General features: G+C 38.8%; 11 protein-coding genes. 3 read left to right on the top strand and 8 right to left on the bottom strand.

The features are described from left to right. Positions 1-25: 25 nt before the first annotated feature. From lhgO to AC012T_RS01280, 5 genes are all read right to left on the bottom strand, one after another. Positions 26-1,240, bottom strand: coding sequence for an L-2-hydroxyglutarate oxidase (gene lhgO / locus AC012T_RS01300; RefSeq protein WP_487062531.1), 1,215 nt, complete (start codon positions 1,238-1,240; stop codon positions 26-28). A gap of 128 nt (positions 1,241-1,368) precedes the next feature. Further along, complete coding sequence (gene rfbF, locus AC012T_RS01295) at positions 1,369-2,142, bottom strand: glucose-1-phosphate cytidylyltransferase (RefSeq protein ID WP_487062530.1); 774 nt, start codon at positions 2,140-2,142, stop codon at positions 1,369-1,371. A gap of 679 nt (positions 2,143-2,821) precedes the next feature. After that, the gene (locus tag AC012T_RS01290; RefSeq protein ID WP_487062529.1) at positions 2,822-5,017 is read right to left on the bottom strand and encodes a tetratricopeptide repeat protein; all 2,196 of its coding nucleotides are present in this window, start codon (positions 5,015-5,017) and stop codon (positions 2,822-2,824) included. Between the two features lie 321 nt (positions 5,018-5,338). Further along, positions 5,339-6,121 (bottom strand): PP2C family serine/threonine-protein phosphatase, encoded by a 783-nt coding sequence (locus AC012T_RS01285; RefSeq protein WP_487062528.1) that lies wholly within the window; start codon positions 6,119-6,121, stop codon positions 5,339-5,341. 191 nt (positions 6,122-6,312) lie between these two features. Then, entirely contained in the window at positions 6,313-6,987 is a 675-nt protein-coding gene (locus tag AC012T_RS01280; RefSeq protein ID WP_042464439.1) for a vWA domain-containing protein, read from the bottom strand. A gap of 607 nt (positions 6,988-7,594) precedes the next feature. Here AC012T_RS01280 and AC012T_RS01275 point away from each other — a divergent pair. From AC012T_RS01275 to AC012T_RS01265, 3 genes are all read left to right on the top strand, one after another. After that, the gene (locus tag AC012T_RS01275) at positions 7,595-8,962 is read left to right on the top strand and encodes a response regulator (RefSeq protein WP_487062527.1); all 1,368 of its coding nucleotides are present in this window, start codon (positions 7,595-7,597) and stop codon (positions 8,960-8,962) included. 139 nt (positions 8,963-9,101) lie between these two features. Further along, positions 9,102-10,364: an ABC transporter ATP-binding protein gene (locus tag AC012T_RS01270; protein ID WP_487062526.1), complete on the top strand. Its 1,263-nt coding sequence runs from the start codon at positions 9,102-9,104 to the stop codon at positions 10,362-10,364. A gap of 29 nt (positions 10,365-10,393) precedes the next feature. Continuing rightward, positions 10,394-10,633, top strand: coding sequence for a hypothetical protein (locus AC012T_RS01265; protein ID WP_487062525.1), 240 nt, complete (start codon positions 10,394-10,396; stop codon positions 10,631-10,633). A 270-nt stretch (positions 10,634-10,903) separates the two neighbouring features. On the opposite strand, the gene AC012T_RS01260 is transcribed toward AC012T_RS01265, so the two are convergent. The 3 genes from AC012T_RS01260 to AC012T_RS01250 form a co-directional block, all read right to left on the bottom strand. After that, the gene (locus AC012T_RS01260; protein ID WP_487062524.1) at positions 10,904-11,719 is read right to left on the bottom strand and encodes a TlyA family RNA methyltransferase; all 816 of its coding nucleotides are present in this window, start codon (positions 11,717-11,719) and stop codon (positions 10,904-10,906) included. A 95-nt stretch (positions 11,720-11,814) separates the two neighbouring features. Beyond that, positions 11,815-13,134 carry an IS4 family transposase gene (locus tag AC012T_RS01255; RefSeq protein WP_487066390.1) on the bottom strand — a complete coding sequence of 440 codons (1,320 nt, stop codon included), beginning with the start codon at positions 13,132-13,134 and terminating at the stop codon, positions 11,815-11,817. 124 nt (positions 13,135-13,258) lie between these two features. After that, on the bottom strand, positions 13,259-13,663 hold the full coding sequence (locus AC012T_RS01250; protein ID WP_487062523.1) for a DUF29 family protein: 405 nt from the start codon (positions 13,661-13,663) through the stop codon (positions 13,259-13,261). Positions 13,664-13,716: the final 53 nt, after the last annotated feature.

Raw genomic sequence — 13,716 nt, 5'->3', positions numbered from 1 at the left:
GACAAATTATACGTCCCTAAACTTTTCAAACATGCTCTAAGCTTTGTAAATGTGATTGTTGAGGTATTTGGGTGACAATTGCTTTGCCAATTTCTAGAGAAGATGTTGCTGCGGGAGATGGTGCATTGCAAACATGAATTGAGTTGTTACCTTGAACGATTAAAAAGTCATCTACTAAGGAACCATTACTCATCAATGCTTGAGCGCGAACTCCTGCATGGGTAGGAACTAAATCTGCTGCTTGGACTTCGGGAATTAGTTTTTGCAAACTTCTGACAAAAGCTGCTTTACTAAAGGAACGAATGATTTCTTGGATACCTTCATCAGCGTGTTTAGCTGCTAGTTTCCAGAAACCAGGATAGGTGATAACTTCTGCAAAATCTCTGAGGTCAAAGTCGGTTTTTTTGTAACCTTCACGTTTGAGACTGAGAACTGCATTTGGCCCTGCATGGACGCTATTATCAATCATTCTAGTGAAGTGGACACCCAGGAAGGGAAAATCTGGGTTGGGAACTGGGTAAATGAGTGTTTTGACCAGATAGCGTTTTTCGGGGGTAAGTTCGTAATATTCTCCCCGGAAAGGGACAATTTTGGCTTGGGGGTTGGCTTTACCTAGTTTTGCTATGCGATCGCTATGCAACCCGGCACAATTGATGATAAAGCGAGTTTCAAAACTACCTTTGTTGGTTTCAATGACTTGATTGTTACCACTTGGGGATATTTGCAAAACTTTGGTATTGAGACGTAAATCTCCCCCTCGCTTTTGAATGAGTTCAGCGTATTTTAAACAAACTTGCTTGTAATTAACAATCCCTGTCGAAAATACCCGAATTCCACCGACACAACTGACATGAGGTTCAATTTCTCTAACTTCTTCAGCAGTGATTTTTTGCACTGCTATGCCGTTTTCTAAGCCTCGTTTGTAGAGGGTTTCTAGTCGTGGTAATTCTTGTTCTTCTGTGGCAACAATTACCTTACCACAAATATCATGCTCAATGTCATATTTTTGGCAGAATTCTACCATCGAGCGACTACCATCACGGCAAAATTTTGCTTTAAAGCTACCTGGTTTGTAATAAATTCCAGAATGAATTACGCCGCTATTATTGCCTGTTTGATGAAATGCCCATTGACTTTCTTTTTCTAACACTAAAATTTTTGCATCAGGATAGCGATTACCTAAAGCCATCGCTGTTGAAAGTCCAACTATTCCCCCACCAATAATCGCAAAATCATACATTAGCAATTTTTCCCCAATCTAAAATCTAAAATTCCATAATAGTAGGGAGTATTGAGTACCGAGTGGTATTGATTTTCTATCTCCTGACTCTTGACTCCTGACTCCTGACTCCTGAATGCTCTACTGTATTACCATTTCTTCCAAGGAGCTTGACCGCTTTTCCATAGCTCCTCTAAATAGTTTTTATCTCTTAAAGTATCCATTGGTTGCCAAAAACCATTATGTTTAAAAGCTGATAGTTGTTCCATATCAGCTAATTTTTCCAATGGCTCTTTTTCCCAAACAGTGGAATCATCAGTAATCAAGTTGATTACTTCTGGTTCTAGAACAAAATAACCACCATTAATCCAAGCTCCATCACCTTCAGGTTTTTCTTTAAAACTAGCAATTTTAGTTTGTTCTTGTCCTAAAGAAATTGCTCCAAATCTTCCTGCTGGTTGAACGGCGCTGAGTGTTGCTAAAGTTTTTTGTTCTTGATGAAATTGAATTAGTTCTGTGATATTTACATCACTTACACCATCACCATAAGTGAAGCAAAATGTATCATTACCAAGATGTTCTCTGACTTGCTTTAAGCGTCCACCTGTCATTGTGTTATCACCTGTATTTACTAAGGTGATGCGCCAGGGTTCAGCATATCCAGAATGTATGCTCATTTGGTTAAATCGCATATCAAAAGTTACATCTGACATATGTAAGAAGTAGTTCGCAAAATACTCTTTGATGATGTAACCTTTATAACCACAACAAATAATGAAATCGTTAATTCCGTGGGATGAATAAATTTTCATTATATGCCAAAGTATTGGCTTACCACCAATTTCAACCATTGGCTTGGGTCTGATACTTGTTTCTTCACTGAGGCGCGTACCAAGTCCTCCAGCCAAAATTACTGCTTTCATGCAATTACCTCAAATATGTGCCGGTAGGTTATTGTTTGATTTTTTGGGGATGAAGAGGATGCACAATAAATAGAGAGAATATCAATTTTTGTAAGATTTTCTCTATTAAGGATCTAGAAATAATCTAACTGTAAATTACTGAAAAATTATGAAGAGAAAGTAAATTTAAGATATTTTATATGTAAAAAATTGATGAGTATGATTATTTTAAACTCGGATTTATACAACGAAAAAATAATACATTTAAAATAACTAGCACCAAATTTTCTCTACCTCTTAAGGTATGAATTTCCCTGAATAAAAGCAAAAAATGCTAATTATAATATACAAGGTTAAAATGACTACTCCAGCAGAATCTTTAGCAGTCTATAGATCAAGTCTGTAGATACCAGAAAGACTTAATTCGTGCATCAGTACTATATATTTGTAATTTGTCCTTAAAAGTACATAGCAAATTAATGAATATTTCAAATGAATAGGACTTGCTCAAGATGTGGTTAAAAATCTTATTATTACGTAGCGGCAATTCATGTAGCTTGCTTCCCGAAGGATATTACCGCTACTTTCGTTCTGTTTTGTATAATCTACGGCTATTACAAATTACGTTTATATCTACACACGATCTACCTGTACAGTAACATCAATTATGTACCATAATGTTTATTGATGAATGCAAGTTTTACTGATTAATTTTTTCAAAAAGGGTTGAACTTTGGAATAAAATGTCACATTTTTTGGAGACAATAACGCAAATATTGCTGATGGCTTGCTGGTAATTATCCATATCTTCTTGTTCAAGATAAATTTGAGCGGATTTTTCTAAATCTGCAATTGCTTGCTCCTGGTTATGCTGAATTTTATTTTCTCCATATTGTGCTAGTTCATAATGAACCATGCCTCGTTTGAGATAAACTTTAGCCATGTGAGGATTAATATTTAGGGCTTGGTTAAAATCTGCTATTGCCTGTTTGTATGCTTGAATATAACTACTGCTATATTGAGCAAATTGATAACGGGCAAGTCCTCGCTGAAAGTAAGCTTCTGCTTTGGATGAATTGAGTTGAATTGCTTCAGTGAAATCCGCAATTGATTTTGCATATTGCTGGTAGTAGTTCTGGCTATATTTAGCAATTTGAGAATGAACTATACCACGTCTGATATAAGCTTCAGAATCTTTTTCATTGATGCTGAGAGCAGTATTAAAGTTGTTAATGGCTTTTTTATATTCCTGGTCAGGATCGCTACTATATTCTGCCAGCATATAATAGGCATTACCCCGATTTACCATAGCTTTTACTTCCTGTGGATTAATTTTTAGAGCCTGGTTATAGTCGGCTAATGCTCCTTCATAATCATTCATATTGTAACGAGCGTTACCTCTATTCATGTACAATCTGGAGAAGTTCGGATTTTTTTTAATGCCTTGGGTAAAATTTTCAATTGCTTGTGTATAGTCTTGTTTTTGATAGGCTGTATTACCTCGCTCATAATAATCTGTAAAATTCAAGTTTTCCTCTTCAATAGTTTTCTTTTCTTGCCGAGACATTAATGTTTGTTGAGTGTAAGGATTTTGGGATACGAATGGACGAGTAAATTTAATCATTATGTCCAAATATCCTAATAAACCAAAACCCAATAAGAAAAACATGATAGTATAAAATTTTGATTTATTGGGATTATTTACAGGTTTATAAACAGGAAAGTTTTGGGGAAATACTGGTCGCCAGTGATGTAGTGGAGATGTTAATACTGCTGGCTTGCGGACACGAGGAGTTTGTATATTGCGCTTTTTAGATTTTCGGCGGGGTTTGAGATGTTCTTTAGATGCGATCGCTTCTAATGATGGAAAAGGATCACGTCCACCTAATTGTGAGGTACGTTCACACCAAGGACATTGCTTGAGGTGATGATCATAAAGATGCTGGGGATTTACCGCACAAGTGACAAGATTCTCTTCAGCTGCGGCTATTGCTGATAACCAAGTTTGAGCGCTAGGACGTACTTGGGGGTTGTTATGACCATCCTCGAAACAACGCACAAACAAATCCTGTAAACCAGGATGCAGCATTTCCCAAGGAGGTGCTATGGGGGTAGGTAAATAGGGAACTTTTTGCTTTTGACTGTAGGTGAAATGACCGGCTACTATTCTGGCTTCATAGGCAGGGGGGTCAAACAGACCTTGAAAAATCCCAGAAAATGGGTGAGTGCCTTCCATTAACAATTGAAATATCAGCACTGCTAACCCAAATAAGTCATGGGAACTTTCACGATCATATTCCGCAAAAGTTTTATTTTGTAGTTCTGGTGGGGTATACTCCGGTTTACCTACTGAGCAACGATAGACGATATTCTGCTGCGGATCACGTACTTGAAATGAGTCTGTGTCTACTAGGGTGACTAATGAGGTGTCACTAACAAGGATGTTTGACTCATTTACGTCACCAATGCAGTACTGACTTGCGTGTAGAGCTGCAAAAGCTGCTGCCAAATTTCGAGCAGTACGCAGTAAATACTGATAATTAAATAAAGGGCAGTTTTGGCGACGGGTTCCCGGATTATAAAAATCCATGATTGGCCGCATTCCTCGAATGCGCGGCATTAAAAAGCCAATGATGCTCCCACTGCTATCTGCTGCTTGCAATAACTCCTGTGGCCAAGCTATGGAAATATGTCCTAAATTAGCCGTTGGGTTTTCCGGGGGGTTGGCAAGCATGGCCTGGAGTTTGTGAGCATTTGTAACAATAGGCTTGTGATAAATTTTGGCCACTAAATTTTCATCTGATGGCACTGCATATACACAAGCTTCACCGCCACGTCCTAAGCTGACTGTGAGATTAAGGATTTCCTGTTGGGAAAGATAACGTACTACCTGCATGGTAAAATTACGGTTGTGAGAGGTTATTTTAGAGAACTGGGGATTGAGTGCTGGGGAGTTAGCGCAGTTTTTTCCCTTAGGACTCAATGCATTGATTGGTCAAGACCCGATTTGCAGTAACTGACCTGTCTCTTCAAGAAGAATGCGACTGACATACCTCTTGTTCTCTATGTCCTTCAGAGACGATCCACAAATGGGATAGTTTAGCTAATGCGTAGCGTCTCGACAGAAATATGCTAAAAGAAGGGCGGAGAATTGGGAAAAACCTTACCCTGAACCTTGCAGTATGCACTTTAAACCCTACCCAATCGACCTTGCTCATCAGTTGCCTAATGCTGCTATAACTAGGGTCAAATCATCGTCTGTACGCTGGGTAATCCGATCAGAGCATAAGAATTTCACTAATTGCTCTTTAGCTACGATTTTATCGTCAGAATTGGCTACAAATTCAAATAAAGGAAAAAAGAAAGGTTTATGCGGTTCACCCACAATCATATTCAAAGCCAGCATTTGTAGTCCATCGGTGAGAACGCCGATATTAACTATGTTTTGACGCAATATTCTGATTTGTGCTGTATCTAAAGCATCTGGTGAAGTTAAAAAGGTTGTTTCGTTGATATATTCACCGTTGTTAGGGATGGTAAGTGCCAGTAAATTACCTGTGCTATCCTTGGCTACAGCTAAACCATCACCTATTTGGGCTACTGCGACAATTTCTGGTGTAGCGATCGCAATAATTAAGGTAGTTGCTAAATCATTGGGCAAATGCTCGCTCACATCCGCCTCTTCTTCTATCGCTTTTTTGCTGGCTAATATGGCATCCGTCAGCAAAGCACGCAAGAGGTTATCGTCAGCAAGGGTGCTAGGCGTAATTTCTGGGCAGTTGGAAATATGTTCTATTGCCGTTTCTACCGCAATCATTGCTCCCACTTTTCCCAAGCTGGCAGAACCGGCACCATCTGCGGCTGCGATCACCAACACATTATTTGGCAATATCTGCCAATGATGAGCGTCTTGACACAGTTGCTTGTTTTTAATGTGGCTAGTACCACATACGGATGCGGCTACTATTCGCCATTGAGAAATCTGTTTTGATGTGTTCATAAATTGCTTCTAACAGCTAGAGTAAAGAGTTATCAGTCCCAAGATGGATGATATGGAAAGTGCTGTAAGCGGTAGCGGGGCATTTAGCCCTGCTGGGTATAAACCCATTTGCTTCAAGGCTTTGAGCAATTCGCACTGTCCTAGCCTATCTGAACTACAGCCATAACTGATAACTGAAAACTAAATAACTGTTAAACAGACCCCCAACCAATTGGCGGTAGTGCTACTTGTTCATCTACCTTAGAATGAGATACAGCTGACATACTCGCTGAAAGCCAAACAAACATTTCAATAAAGTTTAATCCTTGTAATTTGAGAGGAGTACGCACAGCTATTTGATTTAAACGCGTCATATTAGCATTCTCTACTCCTACTGTAAAAAAAGCAACACGCTTATTGGCTTCATCTCCTTGTAAACGCTGCACTGCTTGCTCAATCACCTCATCTAGCTCACCTTGAGGTTCACCATCTGTAATCATAAATACCCAAGGACGATAGTAAGCAATGCCATTGGCACGATACTGCGATTTGCGTTCTTGAATTATTTCTAATGATTTATGAATTCCCCCACCCATCGTAGTTAGTCCTTGGGCTGTTAAAATAGGCGGGTTGAATTGGTCTGCCGTGACAAAATCTTGTACTACATTGACATGACTATCAAAAGTAACAATTGCTACTTCTACCCGTCTCGCTGCCAAGGAATTTTTGACCAATTCATCTTTAAAACTCAGTAAGCCTTGATTTAAGGCTTCAATCCGTTCTCCCTGCATTGAGCCAGATGTATCTAGCAATAGCACGCACGGACAACGCGGTTCTGGGTTTTCTGCAAACTCTACGACTTCATCTAGTTTTAGTGTATCCAGCATAACCTTTTGTGTTATGTTATAGTCCAAAGCTTTAATTTCCTTTTCTCAAAGTATATAATTTCCAATACTAGTACGACTACAAGTATGGTATTTATCGGTAGATAGCGTCAACTTCATTAACCAAATTATTCTTGTCAAATTCTCAATTTCAGGAAATTTGCATCATTATATAGTTCCTAAGCAGGTGAATTTATCAGGGTAAACATTACTTTTTGTAGTGGAGATACCATACATAAATTATCGTGAAAAAATTAAGAATACAATAATCAATATATACATTTATTTCAACAAATTTTTAAAGATTTTATGTGGAAATTTGGCTAATTATAGACTCTTAATTAATTCAGTCATTTAATAATTATTGCCACCATGTAAAAATGAAAACTGAAAATTTGTATCATGTTGAATATACGATGAGAATTTCCAGCCTAGTAGTATGATGTAAGCAAATAACTAAGGAGTAATTCATATAGCTGGTGATAGATACATAATATTTACCAATAGCATGACTAGTTTATAAAGAGATTGGCAAGGGAAGACAATACCTGATTCTGAAATCTCTTATTTCTCAATAATAAGTCAATTCTTCGGAAAAAACTGTAAAAATATGAATAATACTGGGACTTTTAGCAAACTATCTCCTGAACGTTTATTAAGACAGTTAACTAATTCTTCTGACACTACTTGTTTACAAGTCTTAAGCAATTCGGTGTCATGGTCAATATTCTTAGATCAGGGCAAAATCATCTATGCTACCCATTCAGTAGAACCCTTTGATAGATTAGAACGGCAGATGCGTCGTCTGAGTCAACAAATTCCTCTCCTGACTAATGAAGTTCGTGTACAACTACGGATGAGTTTTGAACCTGACTGGCCAACCCAGTTAAGTGAATCTAAGGATGATTTTATCAACCAACCACCAGAATATCAAGCTATTTACTGGCTTGTTGATCAAAAACATCTCCTTTCTACCCAAGCGGCATTACTCATTCAAGAGTTAGTTAAAGAGGTGATTGAATCATTTTTATTAATTCCAGAAGGAACGTATAAATTAACTGAACCAGTTGATAGCATTCCCAAAATTTGTAAACTGGATGCAGAAAATATTATGGAGCGCTGCCAAAAGCGGCTACAAAATTGGCAGTCTTTTACTCCCCAAATATCTTCTCCTTATCAGCGTCCATATCTGTTGATTAACAGTAAATTTTATGATAAAAAACTACCAGAATTGCAGCAAAATCTAACTAATTGGATGAAGGGTTTTAGTCTGCGTCATTTGGCAGTAATTATGAATCAAGATGAAGTGGAACTGGCTCGAACTTTATATCCACATATCCTACAAGGTTCGATTATCTTACATGCACCAGATCCTCCATTTGATACCTTGCCTAAGACATTTGCAGATTTTTCACTATCTTCTCAATATGGAACAACAGAAATTAATCATAAATTATCTAATACGGGATTATTACCAGATACGAGTCCTACTATAGAACACTCTGTACCTGAAATTTCTGCTTTACCACCAGAAAATCTGCAACTGGTAACTATACCAAATAACATAGAAACTGATGAGCAAAACGTAAACGCTGCTACTATAACTGCTAAAAAAACCTACAAAATTATTTCTGTCGATGATAGTCCGACGATTCTCAAAGAAATAAGCCGTTGTTTAGAAGATGAAAATGTTGTTGTTGTAACTATTAATGATCCAGTCAAAGCAGTTATGTCTATTATTAGACATAAGCCCGATTTGATTTTATTAGATCTAAATATGGCTGGTATTGATGGTTATGAGTTATGCCGAATCATTCGCAATAATTCATTTTTTAAAGAGATTCCCATCATTTTTGTGACAGGAAATAAAGGAATTGTAGACAAAGTAAAAGCAAGATTAGTAGGCGCATCTGGTTATTTAACCAAGCCTTTTACACGTGCTGAACTACTAAAAATGATTTTTATGCATTTAGCATGAACGAGACTGGGGAGATGAAGGAAGATGGGGAAGAGATGGTAATTCTCGTTCTTCTACCTTCTTCTCATCATAACTGTCACCTGTTTCCTGTCACCTTCTTCCACTGACAACCGAAAACTAACTATTAAAGTAATTACTCGTGGCACAAGTTGTATTAGAAAATGTTTATAAAAGTTTTCCTCCCCGGAAGGGGGAAAATGTAACGACTCAGCAGCAGTCACCACCAGGACGGGAAGGTGCGGATAGTATTAATGTCTTGCGACGGATTAATTTGACCATTGCTGATGGTGAATTTATGGTGTTGGTGGGGCCTTCTGGTTGTGGTAAAAGCACCTTGTTGCGGTTAATCGCTGGCTTGGAGGTGATGACTGGTGGCAATATTTCGATAGGCGATCGCTTGATTAATGATTTACCTCCGAAAGAACGCGACATTGCAATGGTGTTTCAAAATTATGCCCTCTATCCCCACATGACGGTTTATGACAACATCGCTTTCGGGTTACGTCGTCGATTTGGGGATGCAGGGGGAGACAAAATTACCAAATGGCGTGAAGATATTTTTGTGGGGATGACGAGGAAGCTACCTAAGGGACTTCGTTATGTTTCTGAAAAAGAACGCGTAGTAGATGAACGAGTGCGAAGTGTAGCTCTGTTGTTACAAATTGAAACTTTGTTAAATCGTTTACCGAAACAACTTTCCGGGGGGCAAAGACAACGAGTAGCATTAGGAAGAGCGATCGCACGCAATCCCCAAGTATTTTTGATGGATGAACCATTATCTAACTTAGATGCTAAATTACGGGCAGAGACTCGCGCTCAAATTGTCAAATTACAGCGTCAGCTAGGAACGACAACGATTTACGTCACCCATGATCAAACTGAAGCTATGACAATGGGCGATCGCATCGCCATCATGTCAGAAGGTAAGATACAGCAGGTTGCCGCACCATTAGAATTATATAATTATCCAGCTAACCGCTTTGTAGCAGAATTCATCGGTTCACCACCCATGAATTTTATTCCGGTAGAGTTTCACGCACCATTATTAATTACCCATTCCGACTTTCGCTTCACACTTCCAGATATCTGGGGAAGTGCATTGCAAAAATACGATGGACAAACCTTAATTTTAGGAATTCGTCCAGAACATCTAACTTTGAGTGTACCTGCCACTAAAAATTTACCTGTAAAAGTAGACCTAGTAGAAAACTTAGGAAATGATACTTTTTTATCCGTCAGAATTGCTGATCCTGATTTAACAAATAAAAATGGTCAAGCATTACAAGTAAGAGTTCCACCGGATAGAAGCATAAATATCGGTGAGCAACTTTGGTTATCTTTAGTACCTGATAAACTACACTTTTTTGACCCAGAAACCGAATTAGCCATATTTCCAAAATAATCAATCGTCAGGAGTTCGGAGTTTCTCCTATGCCTACGGCACGGCTTCGCCGAACGGAGACGCTACGCGAACGGAGTTCGGAGTTCGGAGTTCGGAGTTCGGAGTTCGGAGTTCGGAGTTCGGAGTTCGGAGTTCGGAGTTCGGAGTTCGGAGTTCGGAGTCAGGATGAAGAATATTTTTCTCTTCTGTTCCCTGCTATGCTAAACACGGTTAGGACTTGGACTTTTCTAAAATTGGAAAAACCCCAGATGTGTAGGGGTAATTCATGAATTACCCCTACCTATAGAATCAAATGATTAAGCCGTTTTGAGTATATATCAAACATTATGTATCCTGAATCCTTACAATCAATCTTCACTGTTTGTCATATATTTAGGAAACACCAAAAAATAAATTACCCAAAAATTGTAGGTTGGGTTGAGGAACGAAACCCAACATTTACAAGCATTTGTTGGAATGCGGTTTCTTAGGAGAGGGTTATTCCATCCGACCGAAAACTGCTATATACATTTCACACTCAATGCAAAATTAGGGTGTGTCTAATACCGAAAATCTGCAACTGCTGATTTAGTCATTTCCTGAATTGCTGCTAAATTTAGTGGTGATATTTCGCTTTCCATTCCCAACCAGAGTAGAAATTCAATATTACCTGCTGGGCCAGTTATGGGCGACCACGTTAAACCTTTATACACCCAACCCAACTCCAATGCCCCTTGCAAAACCTGAAAAATAGCATCAGCGTGGTCGCTAGAATCGCGGACAACACCCTTTTTACCCACGCGAGACTTCCCAACCTCAAATTGAGGTTTCACCAGCAATACAGCCTCTCTAGGTGCTTGTGTTAATTCCCACAAAGCAGGCAAAATTTTAGTTAAAGAAATAAACGACACATCAACCACAGCTAAATCAGGAAAAATTGCATTTTCAGCATATAAATCTTCTGATTTTAACTGCCTTAAATTGGTGCGTTCTTTTAAAATTACCCGTTCATCAGTTCTGATTTTCCAGTCAACTTGTCCGTAACCAACATCAATTCCATAAACTTGTTTTGCACCAGATTGTAATAAACAATCAGTAAAACCACCCGTAGAAATTCCCCCATCTAAACAAATGCGTCCAGCTACAGGAATTCCAAAAAATTCTAAAGCTTTAGCGAGTTTTTCGCCACCACGAGAAACAAAAGGAGGACGTTCTTTAACTTGAATTTGGGCTTTAATATCAACTTCAGTCCCGGCTTTATCAATCATCTGTTGATTTACTGTCACTTCCCCAGCTTGAATTAGCCGTTGTGCTTGCTGACGGGAGGGACATAAACCTAAATCTACTAATAGCGTATCGAGTCTTTGTTTGACCAATTAATTTGATTCTCCTGGTAATAAGCTGAAAAATATCTGGTTTGGATATTTAAATTCCATTAAACTCTTGTGGGGTGGGCATCTTGCCATTGGTGTCAAGTTAAGGCATCAGCCCAAATGTCAAGAGAGCGAGCAGCCGTTCGTCGGTGACGTTGACGGACGGCCTTGACTAAACCCATAGAACGATGATGTTCGACAAGCCAAGGAATAAGTTGCAAATCAGGAGCGAGTAAAAGTGCGCGGTGGAAAAAATATAAACTGCGAAAAACCATTTCCACAGAAATGCGTTCTAAAGGTTGTTGTAAAGCAATAGCGACATCAGCACACAAGTCATTGAGGACAGCGTAGAAAATCCAGGTAGCATATATTTGCATCTGTACACCATTAGTGCCACCAACCCACAAATAGGACAAGCCCAATAAACGCTTAGTCAATAAAAATGCGTCCTCAATTCGCCAACGTCGGCGGTATAAATCACAAACCTCCTGTGGTGAAAGCTGTTGTGGGTCAAGAACATTAGTCAAATAATGATACCAAGTCTTACCCCATAATACGGATACTTGGCGCATGGGATAGCGACATGGGTTGGTATGATGCAATCCCATTTGAATAATTTCATCCCTGTAGTGAGAGCCGCTAGAAAGTACACGCACTACCTTATATCTAACCTTTTCCTTTTGGCGCGTGAGAACATACTTGCCGGCAGCAGTTAGAGAATCAAACCACTCAAAACCATAAAATCCCATGTCTACTATGAGTAAACCACCATCAGGTAAAAGTTCTAACAATGCTTGCCACCAACGAGTCTCATTCCGCTTGGCATCAGCATCATACCAAACTGCTACAGGAATATGAGTGAAAGCTTCTACTACCATCAGCATTTTTCCTGCCAACACTGAACCTGTTTTTTCTTGCAATTGTCCGAAGTGCTTTTTCATGGCTTCGAGTGTTGAGGCATCACAAATCCAAATGGCGGAAAATCTCTGCGCCACTGATGCCCAGGCTGGAGCTAATTCTTTTGCATTCCTTTTTGCTGCTAGACGTTCTACTACTTGCTCAAACATCTTGGCAAATAGATGCGCCGGTAAACTGTTGAGTCTTTGGGACAGAGCTTGCTTGCTGACTTTTGTTGCCTCTACCCACATTAATCCTTCTACTTCTAGGCAGCGCAATACATCTGTTAAGTGTTGTACTTGTCGATATACTAGACTCAGTATTATTGCTGCCATTACTGGTAGGGTTAATACTCTTGAGCGCAAGCTTCGCTCTTTGTCTTTTACCCCTTTGAGGTTGGCAAATGTCCCTGGACTTAATAGCCCAATCAACCGTGATTCTATTTCTTCACTAGCTGGAGCAGGTACGCTAACTTGATGGCGAAAGTCTGGATTCCCTTGTTTTTTCCTTGGTTTACTCATGGCTCTTTTCAACACCCCTGTGTTGACTTTTACCATTTATTTCCCACTCTTGACACAAATCCATTTTTCTTAACTTGACACCAATGGCATCTTGCCCGCCCATATTATGCAAATTAAATGCCGATTAGCTTATTAAACCTAAAGCATAATGAATAATTTCTTCTTTATTAACCAGCTTTTCTAATTCTTCTGATTCATAAGAACCTTCTGCTACTTCCAGCAAAGCTTTATCAATAGCATTTAAATAAGCTTCTTCTAAAGTTTCCCATAATTCTTCTCTCGTGAGATAATGACGCTTATTTTCCCGTTGAATTTCCCGAATTGAATTCCGAATTGAGACTTCCCAGGAACGAGTTGTGCGATTTTCAGCTTTTTGTTTAATCAAATGCAACAATAAAATTACTGCATAACTCCGAATTGTCTTGATAATGTCATTTCGGCTCATTTCTTCTAATTCTTCAACTATTATTAATGCACCTTGAAAATCACCTTGTAGGAGTAGGTTTTTGAGAGTTAATATTTCTTCCATAATTTAATACCTAGCAACTGATCAGTGACTCATAGTTTTAGTGTACAGTCATC

It is taken from the genome of Anabaena sp. EIM26, from assembly GCF_057568715.1.
Note: the sequence above shows the minus strand (reverse complement) of the source record. Positions and strands in the feature narration are given on the sequence as shown.